We start from the raw sequence: 15,004 nt of genomic DNA on the forward strand, positions 1-15,004 counted from the left end.
TGTTAATTTCACTGTTAGCAGGGAATCTGACGCAGAGACCAGTTCGCCCCGGACTGCTTCCACAGCCATCCAACTCCCTGATTTCCTGTATCTCCTATGGCTCCCGCCTAAGGCGTGGACGGCCCGGCTTTTCCGTAGGTTACGAGTGGGGGGTTGGAGCGACCGCCACCCAGAGACGCAAAGCAGGGGCTTTCAGCGGGGCGAACTGGTCGTCGCGCAGCCATCCGAGCGCCGCCTGCAAGGTCAGATGGAGGCGGTCGAGTTTTATCGAGAGCGGGACCTCGACGCGGCGCCGAACTTTTGGCTCCACGTCGTCAGGGTGACTCTGAAGCGAACGATGGCGTTTGCGGTCATGCCGCAAGTTTACGGTCTCCCCGCGCCGCCGCCGAGCGCCATGGCAGAAGGGCGGCAAAATCTGTAATTTTGTGATCGTTGATGCAGGCCAGCACGTCGGCGAGCCAAGGCCTGCGGATCGACGCGATTGAGCTTCGCTGTAGCAATCAGCGGGTAGATCGTCGCCGCCCGCTCCCCGCCGCGGTCCGAGCCCGCAAAGAGCCATGATCGGCGCCCGAGGGCGACAGTGCGCAGCGCTCGTTCGGCGCATTGTTGGTGAGACAGATGCGCCCATCGTCGAGGAAGCGTGCGAAGGCGCTCCCAGCTGCGCCGATCGCCTCTTGCTACATCCGCGCCCCCATCAGAGCCGCCCAGACGAGGGGGTTTTCGACAGCCTGCTAGTTCAACGCTTGCGCAGGACTGCAACATCCAGATAGCCAAATCGAGCCGGTTCTATCGCAAGCGTTTCGAAGATTCCCGAAGACTCGATCTTGACGTTTTCCATGGAACGGTAAACATTTGGGATGTAGCTTGGAACGCCAAGCCTTGCCTTCAGCTCCGGATCGCACAATTCATCGTTATAGCCTTTGCTTTTCCATCGATTCCACCAATCGCGGTCCAAATAACGGGACGAATAAGCGGCGGCGCATCCACCTGGAAACGCCAATACCGCCAGGCCGCCAGGCTTTAGAAGTCGCGCGAGTTCCTCCATCCATGACCCCTCATCCGCCGCGGGCAGGAAAGGCATGGCTGTAAGGCTGTACACGGCGTCGAAATATTCAGAAGTAAAGGGCATGGAGGGCTTGAAGGAGCCATGGACGAATGCGCCGCTGCTAAAGCGACGCTTGCAAAAAGCGATCTTTTCTCTGTCGGAATCGATTCCCCAAACGTCTGCGCCAGTCCAGTTATCAAGAAAATGGCGCGTCACGCGGCCTTCGCCGCATTGCCAATCAAGAAGCGTCGCCCCCTTGCGCGGAGCAACTCCAAATCTGCTTAGCAGCTCCGCCATGCAGCGATAGTTGTTGTAGCCGTTGAAAACCGCTATTTGGGCGGGCTCCTGCTGGACTGGCGTCGGATCGTCCAGTCCGCCGGGAAATCCGATCGAAGAAATCATCTGGTTGGGAATATAAACCACACCGCCTTGCCTTTCGGTGGCGTCCAACATATGGACAAACGAAATCTTGAACGGATCGGCGGCGGCGGAAGATCTTGCAAGATCGATACTTAGGCGAAACGCTGACCAACTCGCATTTGGCCAATACCAGTAATGATCTCCGAATTCGGGGGAGTATAAAGGATATTCAAGGGTGAAGGCCACGCCCGGACCAAGAACGAAACGCAGTTTCGAGGGATCGCCCATCGGCGGAAGATGCGCACCGTAAATTGTGACGATAGCTCCATCGTACAACATGCTCGGCGCCGAGAATAGAGGATCGGCGCCGTCGCCATAGACGTCCGCCGCCAGCAGCCCCATGCCATTCCGCCTTGGCTCGCGTGCTCCAAGTTGGACTTGCTTCACCAGTCGCCCATTTCGAGGGTCGATTATTTCGATGAATTCTCCGCCAACTAACGAGTGAAGTGGCGGAAGCTCACACGACCAGACCCTACGATCTTGCAGCGCCGTTGGGTCAGGGACAGTCGGAATGGTTGCCCAGGGCTTGCCGTTTACGGTGAGATTGAGTGCGGGAATCTCAGTGAGTCCGTCGCCTAGCGTCAATCGCAGCGAAGAGGGATTATCATGACTGAGCTCGATATCGGTGACGTTGACCACGGCACTTTCCTCTTTTGCCAATCCACTCGACACCGTTCAGCCAGGATCATTTTGAATGTCGAGCGCAAATCATTGCCTGCTGCCGCGGATCTCCGCCGCGCTTTTGTCACCCATTTCCGCATTGACCCGGGAAAGCTCACTCCATCCTTGTAAAAATCCGGGAGCGCTCTCCAAGGCGGCATGAAGAGCTGCTGCCGCCTCCGGAAGATCGCCGTCTTGCGCAAGCCACAATCCTAATTCATAAAGGAACCGTGCGTGCTGAGGCCGCGTTCGCAAAGCTTCGCGAAGAGTGGCTACCGCTTCGCCGCGCCCGAGAGCGCGTTGCCCATATGCTTTAAGAAAATAGCTGAAGGCGGTCGCGTTCCCGCGAAGCTCCATCCGATCGCAAGCCTCAATCGCCTTTTCGTACAATCTTGCTCCGATCAGCGCTTCCGCCAAATTGTGTTCGAGCGCCCAGCCGCCGGCATCTGACAGTTGCTGTCCAAGCTTGACGGACTCATCGAACCGTTTCTCGATTAGAGAGCGGCGAAGCGGTCGGATAAGGTTGGCCCACTGCGGATTTTCATAAGCCTCCAGGTAAGTTTGGCGCCAGGAGCGCGCATCCCAATCAGCCAGACCTTCCGGATAATACAATAATGCGCGTTCGGAATATAGATGAATAACGACGTCTGGTTCCAGATCCTCAATCATATCCTCGTGTAGAGCTAATGGAGGCGAGACGAATGTCGACGTTGAGAACGACCGGGCCAAATAAGGCGACATGAATGTCGCGAATGAGTCTCGCAAGATGACGGCTTTACTTCGTCCATCCTGACAAGTATACGAGGCATAGGCGCGCTCCCGATCATCATAGGCCTTGATTTGCGCTTCAACCTCGGAAGACAACGTCACCTGTTGCAGTAGACCGCGACGCTCGGGTCGCATGTGAACGCCAAGATCGCCAAAACCTTCCTTGTCATGATATAGAATTTGATGGGGCTGCACCACCGAGACATCGACGCGCTTCTGAATTGCTTCTATGATCGACCTGTAGGCGATATACGCTCCGTAATAAGTCCAGTGACTATCGACCCGAAAATAGAGATCCATGGCGCCCTTCGCCAAGCGAAGGGCAGAGGTCAAATCAACAGCCTCGACGCCGGCCTGCCGACAAGCCGTCGTCAACAATTCGGCCAGAGTCGGCGAAGCCAATCGATATTCGCTTGGAAGCTTCTCGGGATAGATACTCGATTTTTCAGGCGCGATGGCCACCACATACGAAATGCCGCGCGCGGCCAACTTTGCGTGTCGGCCTGCAAATTGCGCGGTCAATATTGGCAGATGCGTTTGTGACCAGCTAGAAAGATCGGTTTGCAAATCCAAGACATGGAGGTTTTCATAACGACGAAGGAACAGCCAATTATCGCCGCCTTCGATTACGTCTAGAAGGCTGCCAGCAGGTGCAAAACTCATGGTTTGTTTTTCTCGTGAAGTTGCCGTAGACCTTCAATGAGCGCCCCGACCGTCTGGCTATTCGCGGCGAGCGACTCCGGTATAGTCAGTTTCAGATTTCTCTGCAAACGGACCATTAATATTGTATGCGCCAGCGAATCCCAGCCATCGACATCGTCGGCTGTTGTTTGGTTGGTGATTTCATCATCATCGATATTGAAGGTCTCCGCGATAACCCTCCGCACCTGCTTCGCAAATTCGTCCGTCATGACGCCTCCGCTCGAGTTGTAACCAAGAAACGTGCAAGATTTTCTGAACGGCTTATCTTGCCGCTAGTCGTCTTGACTAAGGAACCGCGGGGGACAAGCTGGACCTTTTTCGGAGTCAACTCAAGGGCGCCATATATTTTCTGCTTCACCTTGCGCTGCAAAGCAGAATACTCCGATTCCGCCAAATCTGTTTCAGCCAAGATAATGGCCTCTTCGCTTCCGACCGCTTCGTTCATTACGCCGAGGGCGACAACTCGCCCTGGGGCTATGCCCGGCACGGACGATGCTGCCGCTTCAATGTCATGAGCATAGTAATTTCGCCCGTGGACGATTAAAATGTCCTTTTTTCGACCCGTGATGAAGAGTTGGCCATTGTCAATAAACCCGATATCGCCGGTGCGATACCAATCCCCGTGAAACGCGGCGCGCGTCGCTGCTTCGTTGGCGAAATAACCGCTGAAAACAAAATCGCCCCGCACGAGAATCTCGCCGACCGGAACGCCGGCGGAAAGAGGCGCCGAAGCTTCGACAAGAATCCGGATGTCTATCCCCTCGATTACGGCGCCGTTCGAGACATAGAGACGCGAACCGGGCGTCTCAGGGAGGCATCGCACCGCACGAGAAGCGGCTTCGATGCCTTTGGCGTCATACCAGACAGCCTCATAGCCTTCGCCAATTGGCGTCTCAGAAACCGCGAAGCATGTTTCCGCCATCGCATAGCACGCTCGCAATTTGGACCGTGGAGCGCCCTCTGCCTCGAAACGGGCGGCAAACAGATCGAAAGTCGATGACTTTACAGGCTCGGAGCAGCTAACGAAACTTTTCACGCTAGTTAAATCGTAACTCCGATCGATCGGAACCGTGTTGACGAGGTGGTTAAATGCGAAATTGGGCAGCCAACAATGGGTGCCATGGAACCGCTCGATGAGACGAAGAAGAAGATCGGGCTGGGTCACCCACTCGAAGGCATCCAAGGAGACGATTGTGGCGCCAACTGAAAGCGGCATCAGGAACGCTGTGAACAGGCCCATGTCATGATAATAAGGCAGCCAGCTCACAACGATCGAAGACTGGTCCAGTCCTGCAGCTTTCGCGTAAGACTCAACCTGCCGATCGATTTGTCGGAAGGTCAAGGCAACCCCTTTTTTCAGGCCTGTAGTCCCTGACGAATGTTGAAGCAATGCAATGGAATCCGCCGCGGGAAGAGTGAGAATTTCTTCTTCCCCATCGAGATGCTCTATGTGCAGGACGGGCACGGCCAACTTGTCCGCGATCGCCGCGACTCCGTCCATCAGATCGCCATAGGTTACAATCGCGACGGGTCGAGTGCGATCGATGACTTCGGCATGCGACTGCCAATACAGATCTGGGTCCTGCTTTGCGGAAGGAAACGGCAGGAAGGACGGAATGAGTCCGGCCCGCATGCAGCCGACAAAGAGAGGCAACTGCAAAAGGTGATGCTTGAGTATTATAAAGACTACACCCGACGATTCAGGGTTGGCGCGGGATTTAATTGCCGCAGCAAGCCTTTTCGAAAGCTCGGCAAACTGAGCATAGGTCAGGACGCTGTATGATTCTGTTTGCCAATGGACCAGACATGGCCGAGAATCTTGCTCGGCGGCGTAGCAGTCCAGATGTCTCAGCAGCATTTCAACTCCGCATTCAGCAACCGATCCGGCTAAGGCCGGATCGAGCTCTCCCCGGCGTGACAAGGTCACTTACTAACAAGACTTGCTGGGTCCAAGCCCGCGCGTCTTGGAAACAAACCATCAACGGCATTTTCTTTCAACAGCCATATCGCACGGTCGCGGTCTTCAAACGCGCGCCGGCGCCAGCCAGCAAACGCCTATAGCGAACCGCGTGCGCTATGAGCGAGATCCGAGCGCAAAACCAGCCCGGCCGGCGAATATGCCTCACTCGGGCTTTCTCGCAATGACCACGGTGTTGATCGTCAGCGCATCCTTTCGCGCCCGCTCAAGCGTCACGCCCGTCGGGAGCGCAAATAAAGTGTCCTCGACCGCCAAGCCAGCATCTCTCACGAGGCTGATCACTTCCTCAGGCGAGCGGTAGAGCGAAATATGATCGGGCGCCGGCGAATTAACCGGCACGCAGATGAAGGCGCGCCCACCCGGCGCCATCAGATCTACGATCGCCGCCATGGCTTCCGGAGGATTCTCCAAATGCTCCAGCACCTCCGAGCAGGTAAGAGAGTCGAACTGCTGGTCGCCCGCCCTCGCCTCCGACGCATCAAAAATATTGACAAGCGACAGATCGACCGGACGCGGGGCGCCCATGGCGAACAGCGCATGGCGCGTAGCGGCTATACTCGACGGGCTGACATCCCACCCAGCGATTGTGGCGGCATTGGGCGCGGCGGCGGCGAAATACAGAAACAGCCCGTGCCCCGGTCCGATTTCCAGATGCCGAAACTGCTGTTTGTTTGCAGGCAAAAAGACATTGCGGAAATAGCGCAGCGTGTCCGTATGGTTTGCCCACCAAAGGTGCGTCATCAAATGGCCGTTCAGATAGCGTGAATGAAAAACGCGGTCGGAGTAAACTGTTCGCTGAGCCTCCTCGAAAGTCCTATGTCTGTATCGGCCTTCGCGCCGGAAAAACAGCTCTTCTTCCATGAACACGCCGCATAACCAGCGATAATCATCGAGGATTGTCGGCAGTTCGTCGCCGCTGATTTGCAAAATCATTTTGCTTATCTCCTCACAAAAAATGAGGTCCTCAGCGCCGGCAGAATCGAATCTGCGATTTAGAAATAGTTTGTGCCTTGGAAACACCGACAATTGCCGATTGATCATATCTGCCAATGTCTGAAACTGAAAATTCATATTCCCTCCCGGCGATTTTCCTAAACCGCATTTATTCTCCAGAGCGCATGCGCGCGACCAGCCCGTCATCATCGAGAAGAAAAGCTTAAGCTTAAGCTCAAGTGATCTCGCTAAGTTGATGACCACGTTTAAGTTATTGACATGCGCCTCGCAAGGCTATTTTATGAGACTGTCGCAATCATGCGACGCGCGCCTGGCGCCGGTTCTACGAAGTAAACAATAGTGACGGAGGCAAGCTCTGTCGATTTGGAACGAAGCTGAATTTACGGAAGACGCCTTGATTGCAGAGCCGATGCGCCTCATTCAAATGGCGCAAGCGTCGGGCGATTGGGCCGGCGCGTTTCAGCGTTGGCGAAGCATATCAGTCCAGCTCCCGGACCGTCACATTGGCGCGATTGTCGGCGCAACCCTCCTCAGAGCGCTGGACCGGCACGAAGAATCTGACGCCATACTAGTCGAAGCCGCGGCGCAATTCCCGCGAAGCGAATGGATCGCTGTCGGCTACGCCTGGAATGCCCAAGACGCTGGCGATACGAAAGAAGCGCTGCGACGCTGGACCAACGTGCGCGAACAATTCCCCCATAATGCTTACGCCTATGCCGCCTCGGGCGCAGCCCTCCTCGGACTTGGCCAAGCAGACGAGTGCGACGTATTGCTAACCGACGCGTTGCGACTGTTTCCCGACCATATCGATATTTGCGTGAATTTCGTGAACGCCGCTCTCTTTCGCGGCGATCTTTGCGAGGCCCTGCGGCGTTGGATCCAGCTAGAAAGCCGTTTTGCGAAAGGTCACGCCGTCAATCTACATATTGCGATCCTGTTTGTCGGGCAGCGAGCCGATGATTGCGACACTGCGGGCAACTCAGTTAAAGAGGCCTTTATAGACGCTGAGAAGCGTGGCGACTGGCCAGAGGCTGCGCGGCTCGCACATACGCTATCGACGTTCGCCCCTGTTTCTATTTCAACTCTGCTCAGATTTTTCCGCGCGTTTTGCATGGCGGCAGAGCGTGACAAGGCGGATCAGGTTTTATCTGCTGTCGCAAGCCGTTCTCCGAATGACGTTCGAGCGGCCCTCGCATTTGTCATGATGGCGCAGACCCAGGGCGATCGGGGGGAGGCCGAACGGCGTTGGCGCGCGCTCTTTGCGACCTTCGCCGACTCTCATTTTATTGCAGCGCAAGCTGCTGCCGCCCTCCGCGAGGCTCGCCGCATCGAGGAAAGCGATGGCTTACTTCGCCGAGCGATAGAGTTTTGGCCTGACAACGCCGCCTTGCGAATCAATTATGCGGTAAACGCCGACGCAGCCGAGGATTGGGCTGAGGCCGTGCAGCGCTGGGACGTGGCTTCTCGTCTTTGGCCGAGGGACGAGAACATAAGATACTGCCGCGGCACCGCTATTTGGCACGCTGACATCATCAGCGGGTTGACGGATGAGAAGCCGACGGAGATTGAGCGGCCTCGTCGCAGCCCAAAGGAAGAAGGCGCGGCGGCGTCCGAGGATGATTTACGCAATGTCGCGCTCGCTTTCGAGAGTCTGGGCGATGATTGCGAATTCGGGCTCATTCAGCGCGCGGCGCGCGCCGAGCCGATCGGGCTATTCCGTTTCGCGGGCGCGGGTAGCGTCCCGAATATGATCAATTTGCTTAACACGGACTTCGAGGCGCTCGGCGATCCCGAATATACGCGTCTCTTCACTCTTCCCAATGGGGAGTATGGCGTTCGTGACGAACGCGGCTTTTATATTGTACACACGTTCGTCAGGGCGGGTACGGTTGTGGAAGACGTGTTTCTTCAGCAACAAATACGGCGCATCAAGTTTCTTAGGCGCAAGCTGATCGAGGATCTAACCAACTCAGAAAAGATTTTTATCTATAAGACGACATGTTCCCAATTGACTGAAGAGGAAGCCTTCGGCCTGCATCGCGGGCTGCAGCGCTATGGGACCAACACATTGTTGGGGGTAAGCATGGAGGACAGCGATCGCCGCGCTGGCACGATCATAGAACTCAGAGAAAACCTGATGCTAGGCTTTGTCGACAAGATGATGCATTCGAAAACGGCACAAGGATTGTCGCTTGAGACGTGGTTCAAACTGCTGCGCGACGCGCACGCCGTGGTAAGGCCGAAGGGGGACGCCGTACGATGAATGCAGCGCCGAGCGCACTCGCGATGCCCTGGCTGCCTAAAGTGTCAGATTTCCGGGGCCGCCTACGAGCATTACGCGATGTCGCGAGCTCCACTTCAACGACCTGGAGCGAAGCTAGGCTGCTCGCGAATTCGCAGACTGACTTTACCCAAGTCAGCGCGCTCGATCAGGTCGTACAGAAGATATTCGCTGGGCGCCCACCAGAAGGACTCGCGACCGACCCTACTCGGCTTGCAATCCTCGGTTCTTCAACCTTTACGCATCTCCAGGCCGGAATACGTGTCGGGGCGCTTCGCCGCGGGATGTGGGCGACGATCTACGAGAATCACTACGGCCAATATCTACAGGAACTGTTGGATTCAAATTCGGGGCTGCATCAATTTCAACCTACTGCGATTCTGTTCGCGTTTGACGCGCGGCACGTTTCTGCTGGCGTCCACGCGAGCCTAGGGGCGGCGGAGGTCGATGTCGAACTCGAAAGCGTCTGCGCCAGGATCGCCGAATGTTGGGACATGGCGCACTCCAAATTCCAGTGCGCCATTTTGCAGCAGACAATCATGCCAGCTCTACCCGAATTAATCGGAGGCAACGAACATCGCCTCCCTGGTTCTCGCGCCGACTTCATCAATCGGCTGAACGCACGGTTGCGAAAGCTTGCAAGGGCGCGCAGCGTCGATCTTGTGGCCATTGACCGTCGGATCGCGCAGGACGGCCTGCAGACGTGGTACGATCCTGCGCTTTGGTGTCGTGCGAAGCAGGAGGTCTCTTTCTCGGCCGCGCCATTGTACGGAGATCTGGTCGCCCGTCTTCTCGCCGCCAAGATGGGCCGTTCGGCCAAATGCCTTGTGCTCGATCTCGACAATACCATTTGGGGTGGCGTGATAGGCGACGACGGCCTCGACGGCATCGCGCTCGGCCACGGTAGCGCGCTCGGCGAAGCTTTCAGTTACGTACAGGAATATGCCCTCGAATTGGCTCGTCGCGGCGTCATACTCGCTGTTTGCTCCAAGAATGATGAAGCGAACGCGCTGGAAGCGTTTGACAGTCATCGGGAAATGCTGCTGCGGCGCGAGCATATTGCCAGCTTCGTCGCCAACTGGAACGATAAGGCGTCAAATCTGCGCGCTATAGCGCAGGAACTGAATATCGGGTTAGACGCGCTCGTGTTCCTCGATGACAATCCAGTCGAGCGCGGTCTGGTGCGGCAGGAACTACCAATGGTAGCGGTGCCCGAAGCACCCGATGACCCGGCTCTCGTTCCGAGGATGCTTTCGGACGCCGGCTATTTCGAGGCGGTCGCGATTACTACGGAAGATAGGCAACGGACGCGGCTCTATCAGCAAAATCGAGAGCACCGCAGCCTTAAAGCGTCCGCGAGCGACCTTGCTTCTTATCTCAAAGGTATGGAGATGCGACTGCATTGGCAGCCGTTGGATCAGTCTAGCCTGCCGCGGGCGGTGCAACTCATCAACAAGACCAACCAGTTTAATCTCACGACCCGCCGCCACAGCGAGGACGACGTCCGTTCCTTCATGAAAGATCCGTCGTGCTTCAGCCTGAACCTGCGCCTGACAGACCGTTTCGGCGACAATGGCGTCATTGCGATCACCCTCGGGAAGGTGCAAGACAACGGCGATGCGGTCATTGATACTTGGCTGATGAGTTGCCGGGTACTCGGCCGCCAAGTTGAGCATGCGACACTCAATCTCATTGCCGCCGAGGCGGGACGTCTTGGCGCCAAGCGGCTGATCGGCGAATACCGGCCGACTCAAAGGAATAACATGGTCAAAGATCACTATGAAAAACTGGGCTTCGTATTGATGTCAAGGAATGCCGACGGTGTCGCTCTCAGCTCGATCAACCTTGCGGACTTTTCCCCGCTTCCGACATATATCGAAATCATGGAAGGTTGAAAAATGACCGACAACGATCTCTACAATCAGCTCACTGAAGTTTTCCGCGACATCTTCGTACGTGACGATATTGCCCTGACACCGGAGATGACGGCTGAAGACGTCGAGGGTTGGGACTCATTTAAAATGATCGAGATTGTAATGGCGGTCGAAAGCCGCTTCGGCATCAAGGTCAAGTCCAAGGAATTGGATGAATTGGAAAGCGTTGGCGATCTCGTCCGTCTAATCTCCGCTAGCCGGCTGGCGCTCAACGACTGACTCCTCGCAGCAAAGCTTGAGGAAAGGCGCGCCCTAGACGCGCCTTTCCTCAGGACGTCCGCCGCCAATAATAACACCTCGAATCCACCCGCAGCAAAGGATCCTCGATCTTTCGATTCGTCCGGAATTCGTCGACGGCCTGACGGCAATTGGTCCAAGCATCTTCGCCATAATCATCGACGATGACGTAACCACCGATCGAAAGCTTATCATAAAGGTTGATCAATCCGTCCATTGTCGACTCGTAGTAGTCGCCATCCAGCCGAATAATCGAAAGCTTCTCAATAGGAGCTGTTGGCAAGGAGTCCCTGAACCAGCCCTTAAGAAATTTTACCTGATCGTCCAACATGTCATAGGCTTTGAAGTTGGCCGCGACCTCCTCCAAGCTGACGGCAAAATTGTTGTAGTACGATTTCATAATTTTGCTGTTGTGGAAATTTGCTTCGACGGGAAATTTTTCGGCGTCTGGTTCGGGTAGTCCTTGAAAAGAGTCAGCGACCCATACCCGCTTGTCGTTGACGCCATAGGCCTTCAACATTGCCCGCATAAAGATTGTGGCGCCGCCGCGCCAAACGCCAGTCTCGATCAGGTCGCCCGGCACGCCCTTGTCGATCGTATCGAGAATGCATGATTGGAGATTATCAAAACGGGCAATCGGAAGCATCGAAATAGCGAAGCCCCGGATATAATGGCTGATGAAGCCGCTGACATATGAGGTTTGATTAGGGTTATCGGCGTCAGGCTCCTCTTCGAACAGCGTGTTTGTGAGAGATCTCTTGAGCAAATTAAGATACAGCTCTACTGCTTCCATTTACATTTCCTTCCAAACGAACCACCGATAGCGATCACAGGTATCGTCATCTCCGCCTCGATCTTAACGCTCGCCACGGGAATCGCCGCAAGTAATATGGCATTTCCTAGAAAGAGGCGCGAGCGCTAGTCGGTCGGACCGCCGTGACGATTCAGCGAACGCCGGCGAATAATCGGATTGCATTGCGGTCGTCGATGTCCACGAGCGGATAGGTGGTGACGACATCGCCTATGATTCCAACGCCTCCTGCGATCGCCAAAAAAGCAGTTAGGGTAACTCCCCATGCCGACAACAAAGCATCCACACGACCTTCATCAACATGCGCAGCGCCGTCTTGTCGAATGCTGCTTCCACAAGTTCACGCAGTTCAGGCGCGCCTCCACACGTTACGAAAAGACCACTAAGAACTACCTCGCTGCCGTAGCCGTCTTTTGCGGGCAAACCTGGCCCATCCCTTTTCATAAGCTTCGCTATTTTCAGCAAATTTGTCTTTTCTTCAAGGGGATAGCCCTTTCGTAATTCACAACTTGTGCTAGAGTATCGGTCACCGGTAGCAGAGCTATCTAAGCCCGGCGCGGCATAGTGGGCTCCTGGAAATCTCTTGGATTATGCAAAGCGACAGATCATGCCCCTTTTTCGAAAAATTCCGACGAGGAGAATGCCAACTAAGCGAACGCGGCTCAAAGGAAGGGGGCAATCCCGCCTCAAGCATTCCCCCTACGGAATCGGCCTTCGCTTATCTTGTTTGAGCGATGAGCAGCCTGCAGGTTCCACTCGCCGCCCCAGCACATAGCCTCCAAGGGCTGGATTTGTTTAATACGGGCTTGCCTTAAAGCCTTACGAAGTCGCGTCAGTTGAGGGCGGGGTCGGGCGCGTCTGCGCCAAGCAGGATCACGGAGAGACATTTGGTTCAAAGATTTCTTCAGAAAATGCGCCCGGCGTCGGAGAGATGCGACGTTGATAGATATTACTATTTCCGGATTTATCCCGATGTCGCTGCGTCCGGAATGAGCGCCGCTGAACATTACGCGGCGCATGGTTGGAGAGAAGGTCGCAATCCGGCCGCCAATTTTCATACGCTGTTTTTCGCGAGCCGAAATATGCCGAAAGGGGCGCTGACTGAAAATCCTCTTTTATATTTCGCGAGACTGAGCGACGAACAAAAGCGAAAAGTACGCCGCGCGCCTCATACGCGGCAGGAGTGGTTGGAAATTCAAAAGACTGTAATTGTCGATTACTTCGACGCCGCCTATTACCAGAGCCGCTATGGGAGCCAACTGAAGGGTCGTAACCCGATCGATCATTACCTCGAAAGAGGGTGGATGGATGGATGCAATCCAAGCGAAAGTTTTGATAATAACGCGCTGCTCATGAAGCGCGGCCATTTGGCGCCCTCCGACATCAATCCACTCTATTTCGCAGTGGTGGTGGATAATTGGCGGCCAAAAAAGGCGGCTGGCTCAGGGGTCAATCTGCGTGAGATAGAAGCGCTCTTGCGCAGCGGCTTTGACGATGCTTGGTATATCAAGCAATACCCAGAGGCGGGACGAAGCGATCTGGAGCCGTTTTTTCATTACTTACATATCGGCGCCAAGTTGGGCTACTCTCCGAACGCGGAATTCTCCGAAGATTTCTACCTTGCTTTCTACAATGACATTCGCGCAGCGGTCGCGCGGGGGGAGATACACTCCGGCTTTCATCATTATCTTGCTGCAGGCGAGAAAGAAAACCGAATTCCCCGCTATGACCTTGCCCGCACCCTAGAAGCTGTCATGCCGGGGGTGACAAAACCGCGTTTGAAAGCCCAAGCGGCGGCGTTGCGACACCGAATGTCGCCTATCGTCGCCACGGTGTGCCCGCGAAACGGACGCACACTCTGGGTTTTGATGCCGCGTTTGAACCCGGACATTTTATTTGGTGGCTACAAGGCGCTTTTTGAGCTGCTTCACGCATTGGCTCCCTTCTCTCGTACTCAGGGATACCGCCTCTCGATTGTGACCACAGAAGAAGATTTTGCCGCCAAGGACTATTTCCTCTGGCGGCTGCGCGGCAGTAAGCCGGCCGAGTTGATCAGCCCACTAGAGGTGCGCGGCCGCGGCGAGATCACCACTCTGGAGATGAGTCCGCGCGACCGATTCCTATGCTATTCGAGCTGGGACGCTTTGCTTGCGGCGCCTTTAGCCGCCCAGACGGACGAGCCTCGGGTGATTTCGCTCGTCCAGGAATATGAGCCGATTTTCCATGATCTTTCAGCGACGCATGCCATGGTTGCGGCGGGGTTCGAGGTTCCGGCCTTTCCCCTATTCAACTCTCGGGCTCTTGCTTCTTATCTGGAACGAAACAACCTTGGCCTGTTCAAGAAGAAACCCGACGCCCAAGAACGGACGGATTACATTATCTTTGAACATGTGATCAACCTGCTGCCGTCACAGACGCTGCAGGAAATGCGTTCGAAGAAAGAGCGCGTTTGTGCCGTCTACGCGCGGCCAGAGGGACACGCGGCGCGCAATCTCTACGAATTCGTGGAACTGGCTCTTGAGCAAATGTGCGCCGAGGACAAATTTGGGCAGAACTGGCGCTTCATCGGGCTTGGTAGCCTGGCCGAGATGCCGCCAATTGATCTTGGCGGCGGGCACCAGCTTGAGTTCAAGCAAAAGATGTCTGAGCAAGAATATATCAACTATGCGCGCTCGATTGATTTAGGCATAAGCCTCATGTACGCGCCGCATCCAAGTGTCGTGCCATTCGAATTTTGTACGACAGGAGCTATCGTTGTGACCAATACGTTCCAAAACCGGCCGGCTGCGTTCTTTGAAGCTCTTTCAGGGAACTTCGTTACCTGTGAGCCCAATCTCGATTCGCTGATCGCGGCGCTCCGGGTCGCGCTCGTAAAGGTCGAAAGCTTCGAATCCCGGTCGGCCAATTTATTTCGTCCGCCACCGACTACGTGGTCGACAACCTTCGACAAGTCTTTCCTCGAGGCCCTGCCGCTTTAGGACCGAAGTATTGTAAGCGCTGTCACGGGTCCGGCGCATCGAGGCGATCACTGGAGCTGGCGGGCGTCGCCAGTGGTCCGAAGGGGAGAAGGCGCGGGCGGTCGAAGAGTTGCTAGCCGCCAACGCGGTCGCCTCGCAGGTCGCGTGTCGACATGACGGGCGGACTTTCGGCGAGATTGCCGCCGAGCGTTTCGCGGCAGGGGTTTGCGGCGATGAAACATCTCGAGGGGCCGCGA

11 protein-coding genes and 1 pseudogene are annotated in these 15,004 nt (G+C 55.7%); 4 read left to right on the forward strand and 8 right to left on the reverse strand.

Translation table 11 applies throughout. From position 1 onward, the window contains the following. Nucleotides 1-139: 139 nt before the first annotated feature. From ACNHKD_RS07515 to ACNHKD_RS07545, 7 genes and pseudogenes are all read right to left on the reverse strand, one after another. A complete protein-coding gene (locus ACNHKD_RS07515) occupies nt 140-361 on the reverse strand; it encodes an IS1096 element passenger TnpR family protein (protein ID WP_442756450.1) in 222 nt (73 codons plus the stop codon). Beyond that, nucleotides 351-647 (reverse strand): annotated as a pseudogene (locus tag ACNHKD_RS07520) (transposase domain-containing protein); the annotation flags it as partial. The gene ACNHKD_RS07515 and the pseudogene ACNHKD_RS07520, both read right to left, overlap by 11 nt. A gap of 89 nt (nt 648-736) precedes the next feature. Beyond that, nucleotides 737-2,104: a class I SAM-dependent methyltransferase gene (locus ACNHKD_RS07525; protein ID WP_442756451.1), complete on the reverse strand. Its 1,368-nt coding sequence runs from the start codon at nt 2,102-2,104 to the stop codon at nt 737-739. A 69-nt stretch (nt 2,105-2,173) separates the two neighbouring features. Beyond that, a complete protein-coding gene (locus ACNHKD_RS07530; RefSeq protein WP_442756452.1) occupies nt 2,174-3,556 on the reverse strand; it encodes an alginate O-acetyltransferase AlgX-related protein in 1,383 nt (460 codons plus the stop codon). Then, nucleotides 3,553-3,804 (reverse strand): acyl carrier protein, encoded by a 252-nt coding sequence (locus ACNHKD_RS07535; protein WP_442756453.1) that lies wholly within the window; start codon nt 3,802-3,804, stop codon nt 3,553-3,555. The genes ACNHKD_RS07530 and ACNHKD_RS07535 overlap by 4 nt, the downstream gene beginning before the upstream one ends. After that, a complete protein-coding gene (locus tag ACNHKD_RS07540) occupies nt 3,801-5,453 on the reverse strand; it encodes an AMP-binding protein (protein ID WP_442756454.1) in 1,653 nt (550 codons plus the stop codon). Before ACNHKD_RS07540 ends, ACNHKD_RS07535 begins: the two co-directional genes overlap by 4 nt. 264 nt (nt 5,454-5,717) lie before the next feature. Next, entirely contained in the window at nt 5,718-6,644 is a 927-nt protein-coding gene (locus ACNHKD_RS07545; protein WP_442756455.1) for a class I SAM-dependent methyltransferase, read from the reverse strand. A gap of 277 nt (nt 6,645-6,921) precedes the next feature. On the opposite strand from ACNHKD_RS07545, the gene ACNHKD_RS07550 reads away from it, so the two are divergent. Genes ACNHKD_RS07550 through ACNHKD_RS07560 form a run of 3 tightly spaced genes read left to right on the forward strand, consistent with a single transcriptional unit; the run spans nt 6,922 to nt 10,961 of the window. After that, nucleotides 6,922-8,790, forward strand: a complete 1,869-nt coding sequence (locus ACNHKD_RS07550) for a tetratricopeptide repeat protein (RefSeq protein WP_442756456.1) — start codon at nt 6,922-6,924, stop codon at nt 8,788-8,790. Then, entirely contained in the window at nt 8,787-10,703 is a 1,917-nt protein-coding gene (locus ACNHKD_RS07555; protein WP_442756457.1) for an HAD-IIIC family phosphatase, read from the forward strand. The genes ACNHKD_RS07550 and ACNHKD_RS07555 overlap by 4 nt, the downstream gene beginning before the upstream one ends. A gap of 3 nt (nt 10,704-10,706) precedes the next feature. Next, a complete protein-coding gene (locus tag ACNHKD_RS07560) occupies nt 10,707-10,961 on the forward strand; it encodes an acyl carrier protein (protein WP_442756458.1) in 255 nt (84 codons plus the stop codon). A gap of 49 nt (nt 10,962-11,010) precedes the next feature. Here ACNHKD_RS07560 and ACNHKD_RS07565 read toward each other — a convergent pair whose 3' ends face one another. Next, nucleotides 11,011-11,772: a TylF/MycF/NovP-related O-methyltransferase gene (locus tag ACNHKD_RS07565; protein WP_442756459.1), complete on the reverse strand. Its 762-nt coding sequence runs from the start codon at nt 11,770-11,772 to the stop codon at nt 11,011-11,013. Between the two features lie 905 nt (nt 11,773-12,677). On the opposite strand from ACNHKD_RS07565, the gene ACNHKD_RS07570 reads away from it, so the two are divergent. After that, nucleotides 12,678-14,768, forward strand: a complete 2,091-nt coding sequence (locus ACNHKD_RS07570; protein WP_442756460.1) for a rhamnosyltransferase WsaF family glycosyltransferase — start codon at nt 12,678-12,680, stop codon at nt 14,766-14,768. Nucleotides 14,769-15,004: the final 236 nt, after the last annotated feature.

The organism is Methylocystis sp. JAN1, assembly GCF_052186135.1.
Lineage (GTDB): Bacteria > Pseudomonadota > Alphaproteobacteria > Rhizobiales > Beijerinckiaceae > Methylocystis.